Here is a 22,944-nt window from a genome sequence, read left to right on the forward strand (position 1 = left end):
TAATATGACAAACAAAGGCGAAAAATTTTTTGAACAAAAAATGGACCGTCGAGAATTTCTAAAAAAAGCAGGTATCGGAGGTGCTGGTCTCGCACTTGGTCTCTCCGGTGCTTCTGCTTTTTTCGCACCTAAGCTTGATGGTCAGGAGAAAATCTCGTACGGGGATGAAAAAATAGCCTTCTATGGCAAGCACCAAGCTGGTATTACAACAGTCATGCAGAAAAACATCTATTTTGTTGTCTTGGATTTGCATACAACTGACAAAGAGAAAATCATCCAGTTATTTAAGGATTGGACGGATTATAGTGCCAAACTTGTAGAGGGAGAATTGGTTAAAAAAGATGGTAACAATAGCCTCTTGCCTCCAAGTGATACTGGAGAAACAGTTGGGCTTAATCCTCATCGTTTGACCCTGACTTTTGGAGTTTCGGCTAGTTTCCTAGAAAAGCTGAAACTAGAGAACAAACGTCCAAAACTTTTTAGAGATTTACCTCCATTTCCAAAGGAACAGTTACGTGAAAAATATACAGGTGGCGATATTGTGATTCAGGCATGTGCAGATGACGAGCAAGTTGCCTTTCATGCTGTTCGCAACCTTATCCGAAAAGGAAGAAATGCAGTGACACTTCGTTGGAGCCAATCAGGTTTTGCAGCTATCGGTAATCGTATGGAAACTCCTCGGAATCTCTTTGGATTTAAAGACGGGACTGCTAATGTCACTACTGAGAAAGAATTTGATCAGGTTGTTTGGGCTGACAGTAAGGATTGGATGGAAAATGGTTCTTACATGGCAGTTCGGCGCATCCAGATGTTCCTAGATACTTGGGATCGAACCAATCTCGAGGAACAAGAAAATACCTTTGGTCGTTATAAAGAAAGTGGCGCTCCCTTTGGCAAGAAGAACGAATTTGATGAGGTTGATTTAAGCCTTCTTCCCGATGATTCTCATGTACGTTTAGCTAAAGAAGTGGATAAGCCTCTCCTGCGTCGCTCTTATTCTTATTCTGATGGCATAGATGAAAAGACTGGTCAGTTTGACACTGGTTTGCTCTTTATCTCTTTCCAAAAGGACCCAGATAGCTTTGTTAAAGTGCAGACCAATCTGGGTGCTACGGATAAAATGAACGAATATGTTACACATATAGGTAGTGGCCTTTTTGCCTGCTTTGGTGGAGTAGAGAAGGGAGGTTACATTGGGCAGAAATTATTGGAATCCTAAAAGTATTATCCTCCTATTTGCTTGTTTCTTCCTATTGATTTTTCCGGTAGGAGCTAAGGAAAATTTGAGTCCCTACTTTGTGAAAATAACTGATACAACTGAAGCTGTTAAAGAAGGTAAACAAGATCAGGCTAGAAAACTAATCGATGAAATGACCAAAGATTTCGAGAAAGTCGAGAATTCTGACTCTGAAGCAGGGCGACAAGTTCAAGAAAAGTTGGCCTTAACTGGTGATATTACTGAAGACCAGTTAACTCAGATTTCTTTAGCCCTTTTGACATTTGAGAAAGAGCAAAATCCAGTCGACCTTGATGCAGAAAAAGAGAAACTAGTTTCACGATTAGAATCTCGTTTTGAAGCCTTAGACAAGGCAATCGCTTCTCAAGATCTGGAAGCAGTAAGAGAAGCCTATAAAAAAATGAATTCAACCTGGACCATCAATGAAGCAGTGGTTCGCGACCATAGTACAGCTCATTATGGGCAAGTGGAAACAGCTATTTCCTTCCTGCGTAGTAGCATTGAGACTGAACCAACGAACTTTGATTCTATTCAGGCATCCTTTGATGATTTGAAGACAGCCATTTCTAACTTTATTGAAGGTACAGAAGTTGCGACGACATCTTCGAATCTGACCCTAAAGGATGGAATTGATCTTTTAAAAAAGGCCTTGGCTCAATATCAAGCTGGTCAAGATAGCGAAGCAGCTGCGACGATGAAGGAGTTTATTACTATTTGGCCCACCATCGAGGGTTCTGTAAGTACAACCAATCCTTCGCTTTATACCAAGGTTGAAAGTGAAAGTCCTGTCATCATGGTTAAGGGGAAGGAAAGTGAATATCAAGAAAAGCTTTCTAGCTTGATTGCAGAGCTATCTCAAATTGATACTAGCACTTCCTATAATGCATTTGACGCCATGCTCATCTTGCTCCGAGAAGGTGTAGAAGCCCTCTTGATTGTTATGGCGCTTGTGACAACTTTGAAAGCTGCTAAGATGAGACAGGGCCTCAAGTGGGTCTATGGTGGTGCATTTGCGGGAATAGTGGCCAGTCTTTTAATTGCCTATATCCTACAGATTGCCTTTCCAGCAGTCACCTCAGGAACTAACCGTGAAATCATCGAAGGTGCAGTCGGGATTTTTGCGGTTATCATGATGATTTTAATCGGTATTTGGCTTCATAGCAAATCCTCTGTTAAAAAATGGAATGCTTTTATGGAATCGCAGATGCAAACTGTCACGAAAACAGGATCTTTCCTTTCTATGTTCGCTTTAAGTTTTCTAGCCGTATTCCGTGAAGGTGCTGAGACGATTTTATTCTATGTGGGTATTCTGCCAAGGATTTCTAGTTTTGATTTTGTCCTAGGAATTTCTCTGGCCCTCTTAGTTTTAGTCGTGATTGCCTTTGTGATGAACAAGGCCAGTAAATTTTTCCTACCTCATAAGGTTTTCTTTATCCTGACTTGGATGATTTATGCCTTAGCCTTTAAGATGACGGGAGTCAGCATTCATGCTCTACAGTTGACAAATATGATCCCCAATCATCTGATCGCAGGAATACCAAGTATTGATATATTGGGAATTTACCCTAGTTGGGAAAGTTTGGCAGGACAGTTTTTCTTTATTTTCGTGGTGGTTCTTGTTACCATTAGACAGGGTGAAAAGTAATGGACCAAGAGGAATTGACAATTATTGAACATTTGGTAGAATTTAGAAAGAGATTGCTAGCAGTAGTTGTTTGCTTCTTTCTGGTTTTCTGCGTTTCACTATTATTTGCCGATCAGGTTTATCAATTTATCACACAAGGCTTTAGTCAGAAGTTGATCGTCTTAGGACCTAATGATATTTTATGGATTTATCTTCGTTTGGCAAGTTTGATGGCCTTTAGCCTTACCTTACCTTTTACGGTCTATCAAGTCTGGAGTTTTGTTCGACCAGCCCTTAAAACTGAAGAAGCAGGGGCGATTTTTGCTTATATCCCTGCAACTTTCCTTTGTTTTATCTTAGGATTAGCCTTTGGATTTTATTTTGTAACACCAGCTTTACTTCAGGTCTTGCTAGGACTGGGTGAAAACTTATTTGAGACGCAGTTAACAGCACAAAATTATCTAGCTTTTGTCTTTCAAACTACTGTACCACTAGCATTTATCTTTGAATTGCCAGTTATCATTGCTTTTTTAACCTCAATTGATTTAATTGGGCCTGGACTACTCGTTGCTTATAGACGTCATGCCTACTTCATTTTATTGGTATTGGCTGTTATATTGACGCCGGCCGATTTTATTAGTGATTTAGCGATGACTGTTCCCCTAATCCTTTTATATGAGGTTAGTATCGCTATTAGTAAATGGATTTTTAAGAGAAAAAGGAAAGGAGAAAAAAATGGGAATCTTACGTGATATTGGTGCACCAGGCTTGATCGTCATTGTCCTTGGCGCACTGTTGATTTTTGGACCAAAACGCTTACCAGAGCTAGGCGAATCAGTAGGAAAAATGCTTGCTGAGTTTAAAAAAGCCGTTAAAGGCCTTGGGGATTCGGAAGAAAAATAAGCGAATAATGATTGAATAGAGTTGAGAATTGTTAGAAGGGAGTTATCTCTGGCAAATATTCTCAACTCTTTTTATTTGGTTTAAGGTTTCTTTAAGTTTTCTATACTATTCTGAAAAACTCTATATTAATAGGATTGATTAAATCTTGAATGGAGAAATGAGATAATCATTTGTATTTTTAAAAAGAAAGTTCACTAGGAAAAAATAATGTTCAGATTAAGGTTTAAAAAGAGCGCTTTCTAGGCATAAAGTCTTTGTATTTCTTTCAAGATAGAGCCAAATTGTGATATAATAGTTAGCAATAAGATTTTTAGAATGAACTAAAGGAGTATAAAAATGATTTACGCTGGAATTTTAGCAGGTGGAACCGGCACGCGTATGGGTATTAGTAATTTACCTAAACAATTTCTTGAGTTGGGAGATCGCCCAATCTTGATTCATACTATTGAAAAATTTGTTTTGGAACCAAGTATTGAAAAGATTGTAGTTGGAGTTCATGGTGACTGGGTTACACACGCAGAAGATTTAGTTGAAAAATTCCTACCACTCCACAAGGACCGTATAATCATCACAAAAGGTGGTGCGGATCGTAATTCTAGTATTGAAAAAATTATTGAAGCTATTGATGCTTACCGTCCACTGACCGTAGATGATATTGTGGTGACGCATGATTCCGTTCGTCCTTTCATCACTCTTCGAATGATTCAAGATAATATTGAACTCGCTAAAAACCATGATGCTGTTGATACCGTGGTTGAAGCAGTTGATACCATCGTTGAAAGTACAAATGGTCAGTTTATCACAGATATTCCAAATCGCGCTCATCTATACCAAGGACAGACTCCCCAAACCTTCCGTTGTAAAGACTTTATTGATTTGTATGGTTCTTTATCAGCAGAAGAAAAAGAAATTTTGACAGATGCATGTAAAATCTTTGTCATTAAGGGTAAAGATGTAGCCTTGGCTAAGGGTGAATACTCAAATCTAAAAATCACAACAGTTACAGACTTGAAGATTGCTAAAAGCATGATTGAGAAAGACTAGAGACATGATTAATCAAATTTATCAACTGACAAAACCAAAATTTATCAATATCAAATACCAAGAAGAAGAGATAGACCAAGAGAATCATATTCTCATTCGACCACGTTATATGGCGGTTTGTCATGCGGATCAACGCTACTATCAAGGGAAACGCGATCCCAAAATTTTAGCGAAAAAACTACCAATGGCTATGATCCATGAGTCTTGTGGTACAGTCATTTCTGATCCAACTGGTACCTACAAAGTTGGTCAGAAGGTTGTCATGATTCCAAATCAGCCACCAATGCAAAGTGATGAGGAATTCTACGAAAATTACATGACTGGAACCTATTTCTTATCAAGTGGCTACGATGGATTCATGCGAGAATTCGTTTCTCTACCTAAGGATCGTGTAGTATCTTACGAAGACATCGAAGATACAGTTGCTGCCATTACAGAGTTTGTCAGTGTGGGCATGCACGCCATGAATCGCTTCTTGACAGTTTCACATAGCAGACGTCAGCGTATTGCAGTTATTGGGGATGGCAGTTTAGCCTTTGTCATGGCCAATATTATCAACTACACTTTGCCTGAAGCAGAGATTATTGTCATTGGCCGCCACTGGGAGAAATTGGAACTCTTTTCATTTGCTAAGGAGCTCTACATTACGGATAATATCCCTGAGGACCTGACTTTTGACCATGGTTTCGAATGCTGTGGTGGTGATGGTAGTGGACCTGCTATTAATGATCTTATTCGCTACATTAAACCTCAAGGAACTATTCTGATGATGGGGGTTAGCGAGTATAAAGTTAATATTAACACTCGCGATTCATTGGAAAAAGGATTGTTGCTAGTCGGCTCTTCTCGTTCTGGACGAGTTGACTTTGAAAAAGCTATTCAAATGATGGAGATTAAGAAGTTTGCCAATCGTTTGAAGAATATCATTTATTTAGAAGAACCTGTAAGAGAGATTAAGGATATTCATCGAGTTTTTGCAACAGACCTTAATACTGCCTTCAAGACAGTCTTTAAGTGGGAAGTCTAATGGAGGATGATTGTGAAGGAAATCGTTAAAGAAAAGATTGTTACTTTATTATCGGAAGAAGAGGATATTCTCAGTGTTGAGCAACTAGGTGGGATGACCAATCAAAACTATTTGGTTAAGACAACCTCAAATCAGTATATCGTTAAGTTTTTCGGAAAAGGCACAGATAAATTGATCAACCGCCAGAATGAGAAATTTAATCTGGACTTGTTAAAAGATTTAAAACTTGATGTGGAAAATTATCTTTTCGATATTGAAGCAGGTATCAAGGTTAATCAGTACATTAAATCTGCGAATACTCTTAATTCCACTACTATCAAGACTAAGTTTGAAAAGATTGCGCCTATTTTACAAACGGTTCATGCTTCGGGTAAGGAATTAAAAGGGGAGTTTGCTCCTTTTGAGGAAATCAAAAAATATGAAACCTTGATTCAAGGGGAGATTTCCTATCCGAACTATGAAACTGTCAGAAAGTTAGTATTTTCTCTGAAAGAAGAGCTTGAAGAAATTGGTATCGATAAGAAATCATGTCACATTGATTTGGTTCCTGAAAATTTCATAGAAGGACCAGATGGTCACCTTTATCTTATTGATTGGGAATATTCATCTATGAATGATCCTATGTGGGATTTGGCAGCTCTCTTCCTAGAATCTGAGTTTACCAGTGCAGAGGAAGAAGATTTTCTAAGTCATTATAAGAGTGACAAGACTCCCGTTTCAAGAGAAAAAATTCGTATCTACAAAATTTTGCAAGACATTATTTGGAGTCTTTGGACTATTTACAAAGAAGAAAATGGTGCAGATTTCGGAGATTATGGAGTCTCTCGTTACAATAGAGCTGTGAAAGAGTTGGATTCTATGGGAGGTTCTGATGAAGACTAAAAACGGAGTTTCCTTTGGTCTGCTTTCAGGGATGTTTTGGGGATTAGGTCTGACTATTAGTGCCTATATATTTTCAATATTTACCGATTTATCACCTTTTGTAGTAGCAGCAGCACACGACTTCCTCAGTATTTTTATCTTACTAGGTTTTCTTCTAGTTAAGGAAGGAAAAGTACGTTTTTCAATCTTCTTGAATATTCGAAATGTTAGTGTTATTTTTGGTGCTTTACTGGCAGGACCGATTGGTATGCAGGCCAACCTTTATGCAGTTAAGTATATTGGAAGTTCTCTAGCATCGTCTGTTTCTGCGATTTATCCTGCTGTTTCAGTCTTGCTTGCCTTCTTCTTCTTGAAACACAAGATTTCCAAAAATACAGTTTTTGGGATTCTTCTAATCATTGCAGGAATTATTGCTCAGACCTATAAAGCAGAGCAAGTGAATTCTTTCTATATCGGAATTTTATGTGCCTTGATTTGTGCCCTTGCTTGGGGAAGTGAAAGTGTTCTTAGCTCTTTTGCTATGGAAAGTGATCTCAGTGAAATTGAAGCCCTCTTGATTCGGCAAGTCACATCCTTCTTGTCTTATCTAGTCATTGTACTCTTTACACATCATTCATTTGCAGAAGTGGCAAACGGCCAATTGTTCGGTCTATTGATTGTCTTTGCGGCGTTTGATATGATTTCTTACCTTGCATACTACATTGCTATCAATCGATTGCAACCAGCAAAGGCAACTGGTCTAAATGTCAGTTATGTAGTATGGACTGTTTTGTTTGCAGCAATTTTCTTGGGTTCGCCCCTTAATTTGCTGACCATTATTACTTCACTTATCGTAATGGCTGGTGTTTACATTATTATTAAAGAATAAAGGAGAAAGCGAGTGAAAGCGATCATCTTAGCAGCAGGTTTGGGAACTCGTTTGAGACCCATGACAGAAAATACTCCCAAAGCCTTGGTTCAAGTTAACCAAAAACCTTTGGTTGAATATCAAATTGAATTTTTAAAAGAACGTGGAATTGATGATATTATCATCGTTGTAGGTTATTTGAAAGAACAATTCGATTACCTTAAAGAAAAGTACGGGGTTCGTTTGGTCTTTAATGATAAGTATGCTGATTACAATAATTTTTACTCACTTTACTTGGTAAAAGAAGAGTTGACTAATAGCTACGTTATCGATGCGGATAACTATCTTTTCAAAAATATGTTCCGTAATGATATCGAGCGTTCAACATACTTCAGCGTTTATCGTGAAGACTGTGATAATGAATGGTTCCTAGTTTACGGAGAAGATTATAAAGTTCAAGATATCATCGTTGATAGTAAGAATGGTCGCATCCTGAGTGGTGTGTCATTCTGGGATGCTCCAACAGCGGAGAAAATCGTTGGGTTTATCGACAAAGCCTATGCAAGTGGCGAATTTGTAGATCTTTACTGGGACAACATGGTCAAAGATAATATCAAAGAACTAGATGTTTACGTAGAGGAATTGGAAGAAAACTCTATCTACGAAATCGACAGTGTCAAAGATTATCAAAAATTGGAGCAGATTCTCTCTTCACAAAAGTAAGTAAACTAAAATACGTCAGACACCTTACCTATTTTTACTTGACTTTTTAGGGTTGATACAGTATACTAGTAAAAATTTAACCTTTAAGGGAAGTCCAGAGAGGCTCACAAGGTGTCAGATAGAAAATAGATTACACAAACTTCGAATAAACACAGTTTATTTGATTCTTTTCTGTAAGTATCTTACTGAAACCTTGCGATTGCAAGGTTTTTCTTTTTCTGAACCCCTTAAAATTTAAGGAGGAAACGGTATGAATCCAAATTGTAAAAAACGCATGGGTGCTATTCGCTTGGAAACCATGAAAGTAGTGTCTCAAAAGGAAATCGCACCAGCGATCTTTGAACTCGTACTTCAAGGAGAAATGGTTGAAGCTATGAAAGCAGGCCAATTTCTTCATTTACGTGTTCCTGATGACGCTCATCTCTTGCGTCGTCCAATTTCAATTTCATCTATCAATACAAGTAAAAAACAATGTCATTTAATCTATCGAGTTGAAGGTTCGGGTACGGCAATTTTTTCAACCTTAAAAACAGGTGATAGTTTAGATGTTATGGGACCTCAAGGAAATGGTTTTGATTTATCTGATTTAAACCAGCATAGTCGTGTTCTCTTAGTTGGTGGCGGAATTGGTGTGCCTCCTTTATTTGAAGTAGCTAAACAATTAGATGAACGTGGTGTAGATGTCACAACAGTTCTAGGATTTGCTACTAAAGATGCAGTTATTTTGGAAGATGAATTATCCCAATACAGCAAAGTCTTTATAACGACTGATGATGGTTCTTATAGAACCCAAGGAAATGTATCAGTAGTGATAAAGGAATTTGATAACGAATTTGATGCAATCTACTCATGCGGAGCACCTGGTATGATGAAATACATCAATCAAAAATTTTACAAGCATCCAAGAGCTTATCTATCTCTTGAATCCCGTATGGCCTGTGGTATGGGGGCTTGCTACGCTTGCGTTTTGAAAGTACCTGATAGTGAAACAGTTAGTCAACGTGTGTGTGAAGATGGTCCTGTATTTAAAACAGGCACAGTAGTTTTATAAGGAGAGTATCATGACTACAAATCGATTACAAGTTTCTCTACCAGGCTTAGAATTAAAGAATCCTATCTTTCCTGCTTCAGGCTGTTTTGGCTTTGGTCAAGAATATGCCAAATACTATGATTTAGACCTTTTAGGCTCTATCATGATTAAGGCGACTACCCTAGAACCCAGGTTTGGAAATCCAACTCCAAGGGTTGCAGAAACACCAGCAGGTATGTTAAACGCCATTGGTTTACAAAATCCTGGTTTAGAAGTCGTTCTCTCTGAAAAATTACCTTGGCTTCAAAGAGAATATCCAAATCTCCCTATAATCGCAAATGTTGCTGGCTTTTCAAAACAAGAATACGCGGCCGTATCTCATGGAATTTCTAAGGCAACTAACGTGAAAGCCATTGAGCTCAATATCTCTTGTCCTAACGTTGATCATGGGAATCATGGACTTTTAATTGGACAAGATCCTGAGTTGGCCTATGATGTGGTGAAGGCTGCCGTAGAAGCATCAGAAGTGCCCGTTTACGTCAAATTGACTCCAAGTGTTACTGACATCGTAACCATTGCTAAGGCTGCAGAAGATGCTGGAGCTAGTGGACTCACCATGATTAATACCCTTGTAGGGATGCGTTTTGATCTCAAAACTAGAAAGCCGATTATTGCAAATGGGACAGGTGGCATGTCTGGACCTGCAGTATTTCCTGTAGCCCTAAAACTAATCCGTCAAGTAGCTCAAACCACTAAGCTTCCAATCATTGGTATGGGAGGAGTGGATTCTGCTGAAGCTGCCTTAGAAATGTATCTGGCTGGTGCATCAGCTATCGGAGTCGGTACAGCAAACTTTACCAATCCATATGCTTGTCCAGATATTATCGAAAATCTACCAAAAGTCATGGATAAGTACGGAATCGAAAGTCTAGAAATGTTGCGAAATGAAGTCAAAGAAAGTTTGATCTAAGTTTTATATGCTGAATTCAGTTTAAATTGTTTTGAAAGCGCCATTTTTTTGGTATAATAAATACTATGATTATTACAGTACCTATTAAAACAGAAAAAGATATTGCAACACCAGGACCAAACGTCCTTGTACTTGGTTATTTTGATGGAGTTCATCTTGGACATCAAAAATTATTTGAAATAGCTTCTAATATTGCTGCTGAAAAGCGCCAGGGAGTAGCTCTAGTAACTTTTAACGAATCACCAAAACTAACTCTGAATCAATACTCACCTGAACACTTATTGCATATTTTGTATGCTAGTGAACGTGAACGTAGATTGAAGAGAGCTGGAGTTGAGAGTTTGTATTTGATGGATTTCACTAGTCGAGTAGCAAAAATGACTGCCCAAGAATTTATTGATACATTTGTCAAGGAAGCGAAGGCAGATACGATTGTAGTTGGTTTTGACTATACTCTTGGTTCAGATAGAAAAACAGCTGAGGATTTAAAAGAACTCTTCCATGGTGATGTGGTTACTGTTCCACCGGTTGAGGATGAAAAGGGGAAAATTAGTTCGACGCGTATCCGCCAAGCCATTCTAGAAGGAGATGTAAAAGAAGCAGGCAAACTTTTGGGATTCCCTTTACCAACGAGAGGTGTAGTGGTTCACGGAAATGCTCGAGGTCGAACTATTGGCTTCCCGACAGCTAATCTAGTCAACTTGGATCGGACATATATGCCAGCTGATGGTGTTTATGCTGTTGACGTTGAAATTCAAAGAAAAGTCTATCGTGGTATGGCGAGTCTAGGTAAAAATGAAACCTTTGATGGCGAAGAAGAGCGTTTTGAAGTTCATATCTTTGATTTTTCCGACGATATCTATGGGGAAACTGTCATCGTTTCCTGGTTGGACCGTATCCGTGATATGGTAAAATTTGATAGCGTTGATCAATTAGTTAAACAACTAGAAGAAGATGAAAAGATAGCTAGAAAATAAAATTAAAAAATAGTAGAGTTTGGAATTTTCTCAAACTCTTTTTATTTGTATTTTTAGCTTAAGTTTGGGGAATCATCATAACTATTATAGTAGGCTAAATAAAGAATAGTTCATTTCGACTTCTAAAACATTGCTAGAAATTGATTTGACTCCCCTAATCAATTTGTTTATATCTTATTTCAATCCACTATATTTAACTTAAGTCAACATTTAAAATTAAAACTGACAAGTAGCTATATAAAAATTAGAGTATTATGAACAGAATCTATCTTTTCTCCATTTTGCTTAAATAATAAGGATTGTTTTTTATGATAGAAAAGTGTTTTCTTCAATGTCTATCTTGATTTTTTGAGTATCCTAAAAGGTTATGCTATACTAGAAATATGTTAGATTTGGAGAAATATAGTGTGACCATGTGGGAAGAGGACAAGATTCTCTCTTTCCGTCAAAAATTATTAGCCTGGTATGACGAAAATAAGCGGGATTTACCATGGAGACGGAGTAAGAATCCTTACTATATCTGGGTATCTGAAATTATGTTGCAGCAGACTCGAGTTGATACCGTCATTCCCTATTATGAACGTTTTTTAGACTGGTTTCCGACCGTCGAAAGCTTAGCAAATGCTCCTGAGGAGCGCTTATTAAAAGCCTGGGAAGGACTTGGCTATTATTCTCGTGTTCGCAACATGCAAACAGCCGCTCAACAGATTATGAATGAATTTGAAGGCAATTTCCCGTCAACTTATGAAGGTATTGCAAGCTTAAAAGGGATTGGTCCTTATACAGCTGGTGCAATTTCTAGTATTGCCTTTAACCTTCCGCAGCCTGCAGTTGATGGGAATGTCATGCGTGTTTTGGCACGTTTATTTGAAGTCAATCATGATATTGGAAATCCTAGCAATCGCAAGATTTTTCAAGCGATGATGGAAGTTCTGATAGATCCTGATCGTCCAGGTGATTTCAATCAGGCTTTGATGGATTTAGGTTCAGATATTGAGGCTCCTGTCAATCCAAGACCGGAGGAGAGTCCTGTTAAGGACTTCAGTGCTGCTTATCAACATGGAACCATGGCTCACTATCCTATCAAGGCTCCAAAGAAAAAGCCAATTCCTATTTTTCTAAAGGCTCTTGTAGTGCAAAATAGTCAGGGGAAGTTTCTATTGGAAAAGAATGAGAGTGAAAAACTCTTGGCTGGCTTTTGGCATTTTCCCTTGATTGAAGTTGATGAATTCTCAGACCAAACTCAAGACCTGGACCTTTTCAGTCAAGTTGCTGAACCAATTATAGAACTGGGACCTTCTCCACAGGAGAGTTTTGAACAGGACTATGATCTTGAAGTTGATTGGCAAGATCTACGTTTTGAAGAGGTCAAGCACATTTTCAGCCATCGTAAATGGCATATCCAGATAATTGCAGGCCGAGTTACTGAGACACAAGAATATACAGATAGGGAAGTCCTCTGGTTAAGTCCAGAAGAATTTAGCAATTATCCTCTAGCTAAACCTCAGCAAAAGATCTGGCAAGCCTACTTGAAAAGAAGCTGCTAGCATCGGTCATGCGTGTCTTCTTTACTTTTTTTTGGTATAATGAGATAAGGAAAAAGGTGACTAAATGAAAAAAATACTAATTGTAGATGATGAAAAACCCATCTCAGATATTATAAAATTTAATATGACCAAGGAAGGTTATGAAGTTGTAACTGCTTTTAATGGTCGTGAAGCACTTGAACAATTTGAAGCTGAGCAACCAGATATTATTATCTTGGATTTGATGCTTCCTGAGATTGATGGACTTGAGGTCGCAAAAACTATTCGTAAGACAAGTAGTGTTCCCATTATCATGCTTTCAGCAAAGGATAGCGAGTTTGATAAGGTTATCGGTCTTGAACTTGGAGCGGATGACTATGTAACCAAGCCATTTTCAAATCGTGAACTACAGGCCCGTGTTAAAGCTCTTCTCCGTCGTACAGATCTTGTTTCAGTCGATAACCAAGAACCTGAAACGAAATTACAAAGTCTGCAGATTGGTGATTTGGAGATTTTACCAGATGCCTACGTGGCTAAGAAATATGGTGAGGAGTTAGACCTAACCCACCGCGAATTTGAACTCTTGCATCATTTAGCTTCTCATCTTGGACAAGTTATTACCCGAGAACATCTTCTTGAAACCGTTTGGGGTTATGACTACTTTGGGGATGTCCGTACAGTAGACGTAACCATTAGACGCTTGCGCGAGAAGATTGAAGATACGCCAAGTAGACCTGAATACATCCTAACTCGTCGTGGAGTAGGATATTATATGAGAAATAATGATTGAAGTAATTAAACAAACAATTTTGACGAGTGACTTTATCTTTATCCTCATCCTAATTGGCTTTATTATGCTGGTGACTTTTCTTCTGCTTGAGAGCCGTCGTGATAATATTCGACTTAGACAATTAAACCAGAAGGTTAAGGATTTGATTGCTGGTGATTATTCTCAGGTTTTGGATATGCAGGGAAGTTCAGAGATTACCAATATCACCAACAATCTTAATGACTTATCTGAAGTCATTCGTCTGACTCAGGAAAATCTGGAACAAGAGAGTAAAAGGTTGCATAGTATCCTGTCCTACATGACAGACGGAGTGCTTGCAACCAATCGTCGTGGTCAGATTATCATGATCAATGATATGGCCAAGAGACAACTTGGAGTTGAAAGGGATGATGCTCTTAATCAAAATATCTTAGAGTTACTCAAGATTGAAGAAGAGTATGAGCTGAGAGAACTTATTACTCAGAGCCCTGAGTTGATGATTTATTCGCAGAATCTTAATGGTGAATATATCAGTTTGCGCGTTCGTTTTGCCTTGATTCGTAGAGAGTCTGGCTTTATCTCTGGTTTAGTAGCAGTTTTACATGATACGACTGAACAAGAGAAGGAAGAACGTGAGAGAAGGCTTTTCGTTTCGAACGTTAGTCATGAGTTGCGCACTCCTTTGACAAGTGTAAAATCCTATCTGGAGGCCTTGGACGAAGGAGCGCTGACAGAACCAGTTGCTCCAGATTTTATCAAGGTTTCTTTGGATGAAACCAATCGTATGATGCGGATGGTGACGGACCTCTTGCACCTCTCACGGATCGACAATGAGACCAGTCACTTGGATGTTGAGTTGATTAACTTTACTGCCTTTATCACCTTTATCCTTAATCGTTTTGATAAAATGAAAAGTCAAGATGAGGAGAAGAAGTACGAGCTGATGAGAGATTATCCGATTACTTCTGTTTGGATTGAGATTGATACAGATAAGATGACCCAGGTGATTGACAATATCCTAAATAACGCCATCAAGTATTCACCAGATGGTGGAAAAATCACTGTTAACATGAAAACTACGGATGATCAGATGATTTTGTCCATCTCCGACCAAGGTTTGGGGATTCCTAAAGAAGATTTACCAAAGATTTTTGACCGTTTTTATAGGGTTGATAAGGCTAGAAGTCGTGCTCAAGGAGGAACGGGACTAGGATTGGCTATCGCCAAGGAAATCATCAAGCAACATAAGGGATTTATCTGGGCCAAGAGTGAATATGGCAAGGGATCTACCTTTACTATCGTACTTCCATACGATAAGGATGCTGTGAAAGAAGAAATTTGGGAGGATGAAGTAGAAGACTAGAATGAGTGATATCGGTTTTAAATACAGTATTTTAGCATCGGGTTCCAGTGGAAATTCATTTTACTTGGAAACACCAAAAAAGAAAATTTTAGTAGATGCGGGACTATCTGGCAAAAAAATTACAAGCCTTTTGAGTGAAATCAATCGTAAACCAGAGGATTTGGATGCTATCTTGATTACGCATGAACATTCAGACCATATCCACGGTGTGGGCGTTCTGGCTCGTAAGTACGGCATGGATCTTTATGCCAATGAGAAAACCTGGCAAGCTATGGAAAATAGTAAGTATCTCGGTAAGGTTGACTCGTCTCAAAAGCATATTTTCGAGATGGGAAAAACCAAAACCTTTGGCGACATCGATATCGAGAGTTTTGGTGTGAGTCATGATGCAGTGGCGCCCCAGTTTTATCGTTTTATGAAGGATGATAAGAGTTTTGTCATGCTGACGGATACAGGCTATGTTAGTGATCGTATGGCTGGTATTGTCGAGAATGCAGATGGCTATCTGATCGAGTCAAATCATGATGTGGAAATCCTGCGAGCAGGATCCTACGCATGGCGACTCAAACAACGCATCTTATCTGACCTTGGACATCTCTCAAATGAAGATGGCGCAGACGCCATGATTCGCACACTAGGTAATCGTACCAAGAAGATTTACCTAGGTCATCTATCTAAGGAAAATAATATCAAGGAGCTGGCTCACATGACCATGGTCAATCAGTTAGCTCAGGCAGATCTGGGAGTAGGAGTAGACTTTCAAGTTTACGATACTTCACCAGACACCGCAACACCATTGACGGAGATATAAAAAAGAAGGCACAAGCCTTCTTTTTTATAGACTATTTTACAAGCTAGCAAATTCTTTGATTTCTTGAGCTGACATTGAAGAGTCGCAACGGACATTGATTTGTCCATTTGCAACATGGACGAATCCTGGTACAGTAGGGATTCCGTAGCGTGAGCGGAATGCTTGCAACTCATTGAGTTGGCTTGGTTCTTCACTATTGATGAAGTAGATGTGAGCTTTGGTTTCAGCTACGACACCTGCCAAAGTACCTGCAAATTTACGGCAGTAAGGGCAAGTTTTGCGACCGATAAAGAAGGTTGCAGTTTCTTTTTTATTAAGAGCTTCTTGCGCACGCGCAACTGTAGTGACTTCAAGGTCTTTGATGTTATCTAAAAATTGTTCCATGAGATTACCTCGCTTTCATTGATATGTCTAGTATGCCATAAAGTTTCTAAAATTGCTTAGATTTGATACGAAAAAAAGATGAGATTGGTTGGTCTCATCTTTTTAGGTCTTTATTTTACAAAAGCATTGATTTCTGCTTCGATATTAGCAATCTTAGCTTGTGATTCTTCGTTGCTTTCACCAACAACTGCAATGTAGAACTTGATTTTTGGTTCAGTACCTGAAGGGCGAACTGCAATCCATGATCCATCTGCAAGTGTGTATTTCAATACATCACTTGGAGGAGTAGTTAAGGCTGTTACAGTGCCATCAGCGGCAGTAGATGTTTGTGCTTTAAAGTCTTCAACGACAGTGATAGTTGTTGCATTCCATTCTTTTGGAGCATTGTTACGGAATTTAGCCATAATTGCTTTGATTTGTTCAGCACCATCGACACCAGAAAGAGTAACAGAGATTGTCTTTTCAGCATAGTAGCCGTATTCTTTGTAGATTTCTTCGATACCATCGGCAAGAGTCAAACCACGTGAACGGTAGTAAGCTGCAAGTTCAGCAACGACAAGAACAGCTTGGATAGCGTCTTTATCACGTACGAATGGTTTAATCAAGTAACCGAAGCTTTCTTCAAACCCCATCATGTAAGTGTGGTTGTGTTTTTCTTCGAATTCTTGGATTTTTTCAGCGATAAATTTGAAACCTGTCAAAACGTTGAACATAGTTGCGCCGTAGCTTTCAGCAATCTTAGTTACCAAGTCAGTTGATACGATAGATTTGCAAAGAGCTGCGTTTTCTGGAAGTGTCCCAGCATTTTTGTGGGCTTCCAAGATGTACTTAGCCATGATAGCACCAATTTGGTTACCTGAAAGGTTAAGGTAGCTTCCGTCTTTTTGAAGGACTTCAACACCGACACGGTCAGCGTCTGGGTCAGTTGCGACAAGAACGTCTGCACCAACTTGACGACCAAGTTCTTCAGCAAGGGCAAAGGCTGCTTGACTTTCTGGGTTTGGAGATTTAACAGTTGAGAAGTCTGGGTCTGGAGTTGCTTGAGCTTCAACGACTTGAACAGAGTCAAATCCTGCTTGCGCAAGAGCACGACGAGCCAACATTTCACCTGTACCATGAAGTGGAGTGTAGACAATCTTCATGTCCTTACCAAACTCTTCAATCAAAGCTGGGTTGATGTTCACATCTTTAACTTCTTTGAGGTATTCGGTATCGACTGCTTCGCCAATAACTTCAATCAAACCAGAAGCTTTTTCAGCTTCTACATCAGCAACTTCAACTGCAAATGGATTTTCGATAGCACGGATATAAGTTGTCAAAGCATCCGCATCGTGTGGAGGCATTTGTCCACCGTCTTCACCGTAAACCTTGTAACCGTTAAATGGAGCAGGGTTGTGGCTGGCTGTGACCATAATACCTGCGAAACAGTTGAGGTGACGAACGGCAAATGAAAGTTCAGGAGTTGGACGAAGACTTTCAAATACGTAAGATTTGATACCATGTTTGGCAAGAACTGCCGCAGATTCAAAGGCAAATTCTGGAGAGAAGTGACGGCTATCATAAGCAATGGCTACACCACGTTCTTTTTCATTTCCACCTTTTGACTCAATCAAACGAGCCAAACCTTCTGTTGCTTGACGAACAACGTAGATGTTAATGCGGTTAGTACCAGCACCAATCAGTCCACGCATACCTGCAGTACCAAATTCAAGATTTGTATAGAATGCGTCTTCCTTAGTTTTTTCGTCCATATTTTCCAAATCATGACGAAGATAGTCTGGAAGTTCTGCGAAATCAACCCATTTTTGGTAGTTTTCTTGGTAAGACATAGGAAATCTCCTTTAATATATAATCTAATCGCTTACATTATATCACGATTTGAAGTTTTAGTAAAACGTTAGCATAAGTTTCTGAAAAAGTTATGAAATATACCTAAACCACAAGTCTTGAACGGCTTACCGAAACATGCTATACTAACTGTATGATTATTTTACAAGCTAATAAAATTGAACGTTCTTTTGCAGGAGAGGTTCTTTTTGATAATATAAACCTACAAGTAGATGAAAGAGACCGTATTGCCCTCGTTGGAAAAAATGGTGCTGGGAAGTCTACTTTGCTCAAGATATTGGTTGGAGAAGAGGAGCCAACCACTGGTGAAATCAATAAGAAAAAAGATATTTCCCTCTCATATCTAGCACAGGATAGCCGTTTTGAGTCTGAGAACACCATTTACGATGAAATGCTACATGTATTTGATGACTTGCGTCGTACTGAAAGACAACTTCGCCAGATGGAGTTGGAGATGGGGGAAAAGACTGGAGCAGAACTAGATAAACTCATGTCTGACTATGATCGCCTATCAGAAAATTTTCGTCAGGCTGGAGGATTTACATACGAAGCTGATATCCGTGCTATCTTAAATGGTTTTAAGTTTGATGAGTCTATGTGGCAGATGAAAATTGCAGAGTTATCTGGTGGTCAAAATACTCGTTTAGCCCTTGCCAAAATGCTTCTTGAAAAGCCTAATCTCTTGGTTTTGGATGAGCCGACTAACCACCTAGATATTGAAACCATTGCCTGGTTAGAAAACTATTTGGTTAATTATAGTGGTGCCTTGATTATCGTTAGCCATGACCGTTATTTCCTCGATAAGGTTGCGACCATAACACTCGACTTAACAAAACATTCTTTGGACAGATATGTAGGAAACTACTCAAGCTTTGTGGAGCAGAAGGAGCAGAAGCTCGCAACTGAAGCCAAAAACTACGAAAAACAACAGAAAGAAATTGCTGCCTTAGAAGACTTTGTTAACCGAAATCTTGTCCGAGCATCGACAACCAAACGAGCGCAATCTCGACGCAAGCAACTGGAGAAAATGGAGCGCTTGGACAAGCCTGAAGCTGGTAAAAAATCAGCTAATATGACCTTCCATTCTGATATAGTATCTGGTAATGTTGTTTTGACAGTGGAGAATGCTGCTATTGGCTATGATGGTGAAATCTTATCAGAACCCATCAACCTTGATCTTCGTAAGATGAATGCTATTGCCATTGTTGGTCCTAACGGTATTGGTAAGTCAACCTTTATTAAATCCATTGTGGATCAGATTCCCTTTATCAAGGGTGAGAAGCGCTTTGGTGCTAATGTTGAAGTTGGCTACTATGACCAAACTCAAAGTAAGTTGACACCAAGCAATACAGTTTTAGATGAACTTTGGAATGATTTTAAATTGACGCCAGAAGTTGAAATCCGTAATCGCCTAGGTGCCTTCCTTTTTTCTGGTGACGATGTTAAGAAATCTGTTGGGATGCTGTCAGGTGGTGAGCGAGCTCGTTTGCTTCTAGCCAAACTTTCCATGGAAAACAACAACTTCTTGATTCTCGATGAGCCAACAAACCACTTAGATATCGATAGCAAGGAAGTTCTGGAAAATGCCCTGATTGACTTTGATGGAACCTTGCTCTTTGTCAGTCACGACCGTTATTTCATCAACCGTGTAGCCACTCATGTTCTAGAATTATCTGAGAATGGATCAACACTTTATCTGGGTGATTATGACTATTATGTTGATAAAAAAGCAGAGCTAGTAGCTAGTCAAGTAGAAGGAGCGGCAGCTGTTAACCAAGAAAAAAAAGTTTCTCCAGTTAATGACTACCAAGCGCAAAAAGAGAGTCAAAAAGAACTTCGTAAATTGATGAGACAAATCGAAAGTCTTGAGACAGAAATCGAAGAACTGGAAACTCAAGCCCAAGCTATCTCTGAACAAATGCATACCACCAATGATGCGGATGAACTCATGCAGTTACAAGCAGAACTGGATAAAATTAGCCATCGTCAAGAAGAAGCAATGCTGGAGTGGGAAGAATTATCGGAGCAGGTGTAAAGATGGAAAATCTTGGAAAAGTCTTTCGTGAATTTCGAATCAGTAAAAATTACTCTCTAAAAGAAGCTGCAGGAGAGGCCTGTTCGACCTCCCAATTATCCCGCTTTGAATTGGGGGAGTCGGATTTGGCTGCATCTCGTTTCTTTGAAATATTAGATAATATTCACGTGACGATTGAGAATTTTATGGATAAGACTAGAAATTTTCAACATCATGAGCATGTGAGCTTGATGGCTCAGATTATTCCGCTTTACTACTCAAATGATATTGCAGGTTTTCAAAAGCTTCAAGAAGAACAACTTGAAAAATCTAAGAGTTCAACAAATCCCCTCTATTTTGAGCTGAACTGGATTTTGTTACAAGGTCTGATTTGTCAAAGAGATGCTAGCTTCACTATGAAGCAAGATGATCTGGATAAGGTGGCAGATTATCTTTTCCAAACAGACGAATGGACCATGTTTGAGTTGATTCTTTTTGGCAATCTCTATAGCTTTTATGATGTGGACTATGTTGCTCGCCTTGGTAGAGAAGTGATGGAGAGGGAGGATTTCTACAAAGAAATTGGACGTCATCGAAAATTGGTCTTGATTTTAGCTCTTAACTGTTACCAGCATTGTTTAGAACATCTTGCTTTTGAAAATGCCAGCTACTTTGAAGCTTATATAGAGAAGATTATAGGTAAGAGCATCAAACTCTATGAGCGTAATATTTTCCACTTTCTTAAAGGATTTGCTCTTTATCAGAAGGGGCAAAAAGAAGAAGGTTGTAAACAAATGCAGGAAGCCATGCATATTTTTGATGTTCTAGGTCTTCCGGAGCAAGTAGCTTACTATCAGGAACATTATGATAAATTTGTAAAAGATTAATTTCCCAAATAAGGGAAAAATGAGAAACTCCTTCAAGTTTTGATACAATAGTTTCAAAATTTGAGAGGAGTTTTTATGAATCGATATGCAGTACAGTTGATTAGTCGTGGAGCTATTAACAAACTAGGAAATATGCTCTATGATTATGGGAATAGTGTTTGGTTGGCATCGATGGGAACGATTGGGCAAACCGTTCTAGGGATTTATCAGATCTCTGAACTCGTTACATCCATACTAGTTAATCCCTTTGGAGGCGTGATTTCAGACCGTTTTTCGCGTCGCAAGATTTTGATGACAACAGACTTGGTTTGTGGGATTCTCTGTCTGGCCATTTCTTTTATCAGAAATGATAGCTGGATGATTGGAGCTTTGATCTTTGCTAATATTGTTCAGGCCATTGCCTTTGCTTTTTCTCGGCCTGCCAATAAAGCTATTATCACAGAGGTGGTAGCAAAGGACGAGATAGTGACCTATAACTCTCGCTTGGAGTTAGTTTTACAGGTTGTAGGAGTCAGTTCTCCGGTGCTTTCTTTCCTTGTTTTACAATTTGCAAGTCTTCATCTGACGCTCTTACTAGATACTTTGACCTTTTTCATCGCTTTTGCCCTAGTGGCTTTACTTCCCAAAGAAGAACCAAAGGTTCAAGAGCAGAAGAGTTTTACAGGGAAAGATATTTTTGCGGACATCAAAGATGGCTTGCACTATATCTGGCATCAAAAAGAGATTTTCTTTCTCTTGTTAGTGGCTTCCAGTGTGAATTTCTTTTTTGCAGCTTTTGAGTTTTTGCTCCCTTTCTCAAATAAACTCTATGGTGTAGAGGGAGCCTATGCGACTATCTTAACTATGGGTGCGATTGGCTCAATCATCGGAGCATTGATTGCAAATAAATTTAAATCCAGTATGAATACACTTTTGTTCTTATTGATCCTCACAGGAGTAGGAGTTTTCATGATGGGATTGCCACTACCTAATTTTCTCACTTTTTCAGGAAACCTAGTTTGTGAACTCTTTATGACGATTTTTAATATTCACTTTTTCACTCAGGTACAAACCAAGGTTGACGGAGACTATCTGGGGAGGGTATTGAGTACCATTTTTACACTAGCAATTCTCTTTATGCCTATTGCGAAAGGGTTAATGACCTTTCTACCAAGTGTACAATTAGTTTCCTTTTTAATCATCGGACTTGGAGTTATTTTTCTTTCGTTGGTATCGATAGTCTATATTAAAAGACAGAAGAAGGATTCGAGTGAGCAAAATCAAAATTGAAGATAAAATTAAGTAAATCTGCCCATTATAAAACGTATCGTATCAGTTCATTGAAGTCTTGATATTATACGTTTTTTTAATTTTAAAGACTTTTTAACTATTTTCTACGATTTGTTAAACTTATCAAGGTAAAAAAATGCTACAAGACAGTAGACATCCTGAAGTTTCTATCTTATTTTTAATACTAATTGAGTTATAAAAGGGCATGCTCAAATAACACCTCATCTGTATACAATAAAATGGACTAGGTAATCATTTTAGGGAATTGACCGATTACAATAGTATATATCCGTGAATGCCATCTGCTTCAGTCTTTTTTCTGTTAATGTAGTATAATAAAAGGTGTAGGGATTCTATTTTTTAAAAGGATTTTTCTAAGAACGAAACTCCAATTAGAAAGAGGAGAAGCATGAAGCAATCACTTGAATTTTTAAGAGAAAAAATCACCGATAAGATGCCCTTAGAGGATATGGTAGCTATCTTTGAAGACTTGTGTCGTGAGCCTATTGATGATGAGATGATTTTATTTGAATCAGGGACGTTTACAAGTATATCTGATAATCCCTTGTTTCAACTATCGTTGGTAAGGCAAGCTCCAAATGAAGATGAAGAGTTTTATCAAGTTCACCTTGATATTTTCTATGAAGCTAGTCAAGACAATCAAATCTTTAGTGAATCAACCTGGGATGAAGATTTAGAGGAAAATATTTTTGACTACATTAGAGCTTCAGAGGTGTTTGCCTATGCTAAAGAGCAGGAATACAAAGCGGTCAAGATTTATCTGGAAGAAACTTAAGAAGGGGAGTTAA

Annotated in this window: 22 protein-coding genes; 20 read left to right on the forward strand and 2 right to left on the reverse strand. The window is 38.7% G+C overall.

Annotation, left to right across the window (positions count from 1 at the left end):
- Window positions 1-4: 4 nt before the first annotated feature.
- The 16 genes from efeB (at window position 5) to QM469_RS02390 (ending at window position 15,733) form a co-directional block, all read left to right on the forward strand.
- On the forward strand, window positions 5-1,219 hold the full coding sequence (efeB, locus tag QM469_RS02315; RefSeq protein WP_414275994.1) for an iron uptake transporter deferrochelatase/peroxidase subunit: 1,215 nt from the start codon (window positions 5-7) through the stop codon (window positions 1,217-1,219).
- Window positions 1,194-2,882 carry an FTR1 family iron permease gene (locus QM469_RS02320; protein ID WP_414275995.1) on the forward strand — a complete coding sequence of 563 codons (1,689 nt, stop codon included), beginning with the start codon at window positions 1,194-1,196 and terminating at the stop codon, window positions 2,880-2,882. The genes efeB and QM469_RS02320 overlap by 26 nt, the downstream gene beginning before the upstream one ends.
- The gene (gene tatC / locus QM469_RS02325; protein ID WP_414275996.1) at window positions 2,882-3,613 is read left to right on the forward strand and encodes a twin-arginine translocase subunit TatC; all 732 of its coding nucleotides are present in this window, start codon (window positions 2,882-2,884) and stop codon (window positions 3,611-3,613) included. The genes QM469_RS02320 and tatC overlap by 1 nt, the downstream gene beginning before the upstream one ends.
- On the forward strand, window positions 3,597-3,764 hold the full coding sequence (locus QM469_RS02330) for a twin-arginine translocase TatA/TatE family subunit (RefSeq protein WP_075230556.1): 168 nt from the start codon (window positions 3,597-3,599) through the stop codon (window positions 3,762-3,764). Before tatC ends, QM469_RS02330 begins: the two co-directional genes overlap by 17 nt.
- 336 nt (window positions 3,765-4,100) lie before the next feature.
- Entirely contained in the window at window positions 4,101-4,808 is a 708-nt protein-coding gene (locus tag QM469_RS02335) for a 2-C-methyl-D-erythritol 4-phosphate cytidylyltransferase (protein WP_414275997.1), read from the forward strand.
- 4 nt (window positions 4,809-4,812) lie between these two features.
- On the forward strand, window positions 4,813-5,835 hold the full coding sequence (locus QM469_RS02340; RefSeq protein WP_414275998.1) for a ribitol-5-phosphate dehydrogenase: 1,023 nt from the start codon (window positions 4,813-4,815) through the stop codon (window positions 5,833-5,835).
- A 12-nt stretch (window positions 5,836-5,847) separates the two neighbouring features.
- Window positions 5,848-6,717 (forward strand): choline/ethanolamine kinase family protein, encoded by an 870-nt coding sequence (locus QM469_RS02345; RefSeq protein ID WP_414275999.1) that lies wholly within the window; start codon window positions 5,848-5,850, stop codon window positions 6,715-6,717.
- A complete protein-coding gene (locus QM469_RS02350; protein ID WP_414276000.1) occupies window positions 6,707-7,585 on the forward strand; it encodes a DMT family transporter in 879 nt (292 codons plus the stop codon). The genes QM469_RS02345 and QM469_RS02350 overlap by 11 nt, the downstream gene beginning before the upstream one ends.
- Window positions 7,586-7,597: 12 nt before the next feature.
- Entirely contained in the window at window positions 7,598-8,287 is a 690-nt protein-coding gene (locus QM469_RS02355; RefSeq protein ID WP_414276001.1) for a sugar phosphate nucleotidyltransferase, read from the forward strand.
- 250 nt (window positions 8,288-8,537) lie between these two features.
- On the forward strand, window positions 8,538-9,338 hold the full coding sequence (locus QM469_RS02360; RefSeq protein WP_414276002.1) for a dihydroorotate dehydrogenase electron transfer subunit: 801 nt from the start codon (window positions 8,538-8,540) through the stop codon (window positions 9,336-9,338).
- Between the two features lie 10 nt (window positions 9,339-9,348).
- A complete protein-coding gene (locus QM469_RS02365; RefSeq protein ID WP_414276003.1) occupies window positions 9,349-10,287 on the forward strand; it encodes a dihydroorotate dehydrogenase in 939 nt (312 codons plus the stop codon).
- A 65-nt stretch (window positions 10,288-10,352) separates the two neighbouring features.
- Window positions 10,353-11,264, forward strand: a complete 912-nt coding sequence (locus QM469_RS02370) for a bifunctional riboflavin kinase/FAD synthetase (RefSeq protein WP_414276004.1) — start codon at window positions 10,353-10,355, stop codon at window positions 11,262-11,264.
- 383 nt (window positions 11,265-11,647) lie between these two features.
- Window positions 11,648-12,811 (forward strand): A/G-specific adenine glycosylase, encoded by a 1,164-nt coding sequence (gene mutY, locus QM469_RS02375; protein WP_153225529.1) that lies wholly within the window; start codon window positions 11,648-11,650, stop codon window positions 12,809-12,811.
- Between the two features lie 64 nt (window positions 12,812-12,875).
- Entirely contained in the window at window positions 12,876-13,580 is a 705-nt protein-coding gene (yycF, locus tag QM469_RS02380) for a response regulator YycF (RefSeq protein ID WP_049508493.1), read from the forward strand.
- On the forward strand, window positions 13,573-14,922 hold the full coding sequence (gene vicK, locus QM469_RS02385; RefSeq protein ID WP_414276005.1) for a cell wall metabolism sensor histidine kinase VicK: 1,350 nt from the start codon (window positions 13,573-13,575) through the stop codon (window positions 14,920-14,922). Before yycF ends, vicK begins: the two co-directional genes overlap by 8 nt.
- Window position 14,923: 1 nt before the next feature.
- Window positions 14,924-15,733 carry an MBL fold metallo-hydrolase gene (locus QM469_RS02390; RefSeq protein ID WP_045763287.1) on the forward strand — a complete coding sequence of 270 codons (810 nt, stop codon included), beginning with the start codon at window positions 14,924-14,926 and terminating at the stop codon, window positions 15,731-15,733.
- Between the two features lie 36 nt (window positions 15,734-15,769).
- Here QM469_RS02390 and QM469_RS02395 read toward each other — a convergent pair whose 3' ends face one another.
- Window positions 15,770-16,117: a thioredoxin gene (locus tag QM469_RS02395; protein WP_414276006.1), complete on the reverse strand. Its 348-nt coding sequence runs from the start codon at window positions 16,115-16,117 to the stop codon at window positions 15,770-15,772.
- A gap of 110 nt (window positions 16,118-16,227) precedes the next feature.
- A complete protein-coding gene (locus QM469_RS02400; RefSeq protein ID WP_248034293.1) occupies window positions 16,228-17,946 on the reverse strand; it encodes a phospho-sugar mutase in 1,719 nt (572 codons plus the stop codon).
- A 152-nt stretch (window positions 17,947-18,098) separates the two neighbouring features.
- On the opposite strand from QM469_RS02400, the gene QM469_RS02405 reads away from it, so the two are divergent.
- The 4 genes from QM469_RS02405 (at window position 18,099) to QM469_RS02420 (ending at window position 22,931) form a co-directional block, all read left to right on the forward strand.
- Complete coding sequence (locus QM469_RS02405; RefSeq protein WP_414276007.1) at window positions 18,099-20,000, forward strand: ABC-F family ATP-binding cassette domain-containing protein; 1,902 nt, start codon at window positions 18,099-18,101, stop codon at window positions 19,998-20,000.
- A gap of 2 nt (window positions 20,001-20,002) precedes the next feature.
- Window positions 20,003-20,866, forward strand: coding sequence for an XRE/MutR family transcriptional regulator (locus QM469_RS02410; RefSeq protein WP_414276095.1), 864 nt, complete (start codon window positions 20,003-20,005; stop codon window positions 20,864-20,866).
- Window positions 20,867-20,941: 75 nt separating this feature from the next.
- A complete protein-coding gene (locus QM469_RS02415) occupies window positions 20,942-22,135 on the forward strand; it encodes an MFS transporter (RefSeq protein WP_414276008.1) in 1,194 nt (397 codons plus the stop codon).
- Window positions 22,136-22,544: 409 nt separating this feature from the next.
- Window positions 22,545-22,931 (forward strand): hypothetical protein, encoded by a 387-nt coding sequence (locus tag QM469_RS02420; RefSeq protein ID WP_281335568.1) that lies wholly within the window; start codon window positions 22,545-22,547, stop codon window positions 22,929-22,931.
- Window positions 22,932-22,944: the final 13 nt, after the last annotated feature.

The sequence above is a fragment of the Streptococcus infantis genome (assembly GCF_047464215.1).
In the GTDB taxonomy this organism is placed as follows: domain Bacteria; phylum Bacillota; class Bacilli; order Lactobacillales; family Streptococcaceae; genus Streptococcus; species Streptococcus infantis_P.

Bases quoted from the DNA above. Each gene is read 5' to 3' on its own strand.
- efeB (WP_414275994.1), top strand. From the start codon at position 5: ATGACAAACAAAGGCGAAAAATTTTTTGAACAAAAAATGGACCGTCGA.
- tatC (WP_414275996.1), top strand. From the start codon at position 2,882: ATGGACCAAGAGGAATTGACAATTATTGAACATTTGGTAGAATTTAGA.
- QM469_RS02330 (WP_075230556.1), top strand. From the start codon at position 3,597: ATGGGAATCTTACGTGATATTGGTGCACCAGGCTTGATCGTCATTGTC.
- QM469_RS02335 (WP_414275997.1), top strand. From the start codon at position 4,101: ATGATTTACGCTGGAATTTTAGCAGGTGGAACCGGCACGCGTATGGGT.
- QM469_RS02340 (WP_414275998.1), top strand. From the start codon at position 4,813: ATGATTAATCAAATTTATCAACTGACAAAACCAAAATTTATCAATATC.
- QM469_RS02350 (WP_414276000.1), top strand. From the start codon at position 6,707: ATGAAGACTAAAAACGGAGTTTCCTTTGGTCTGCTTTCAGGGATGTTT.
- QM469_RS02360 (WP_414276002.1), top strand. From the start codon at position 8,538: ATGAATCCAAATTGTAAAAAACGCATGGGTGCTATTCGCTTGGAAACC.
- QM469_RS02365 (WP_414276003.1), top strand. From the start codon at position 9,349: ATGACTACAAATCGATTACAAGTTTCTCTACCAGGCTTAGAATTAAAG.
- QM469_RS02370 (WP_414276004.1), top strand. From the start codon at position 10,353: ATGATTATTACAGTACCTATTAAAACAGAAAAAGATATTGCAACACCA.
- mutY (WP_153225529.1), top strand. From the start codon at position 11,648: ATGTTAGATTTGGAGAAATATAGTGTGACCATGTGGGAAGAGGACAAG.
- yycF (WP_049508493.1), top strand. From the start codon at position 12,876: ATGAAAAAAATACTAATTGTAGATGATGAAAAACCCATCTCAGATATT.
- vicK (WP_414276005.1), top strand. From the start codon at position 13,573: ATGATTGAAGTAATTAAACAAACAATTTTGACGAGTGACTTTATCTTT.
- QM469_RS02390 (WP_045763287.1), top strand. From the start codon at position 14,924: ATGAGTGATATCGGTTTTAAATACAGTATTTTAGCATCGGGTTCCAGT.
- QM469_RS02395 (WP_414276006.1), bottom strand. From the start codon at position 16,117: ATGGAACAATTTTTAGATAACATCAAAGACCTTGAAGTCACTACAGTT.
- QM469_RS02400 (WP_248034293.1), bottom strand. From the start codon at position 17,946: ATGTCTTACCAAGAAAACTACCAAAAATGGGTTGATTTCGCAGAACTT.
- QM469_RS02405 (WP_414276007.1), top strand. From the start codon at position 18,099: ATGATTATTTTACAAGCTAATAAAATTGAACGTTCTTTTGCAGGAGAG.
- QM469_RS02410 (WP_414276095.1), top strand. From the start codon at position 20,003: ATGGAAAATCTTGGAAAAGTCTTTCGTGAATTTCGAATCAGTAAAAAT.
- QM469_RS02415 (WP_414276008.1), top strand. From the start codon at position 20,942: ATGAATCGATATGCAGTACAGTTGATTAGTCGTGGAGCTATTAACAAA.
- QM469_RS02420 (WP_281335568.1), top strand. From the start codon at position 22,545: ATGAAGCAATCACTTGAATTTTTAAGAGAAAAAATCACCGATAAGATG.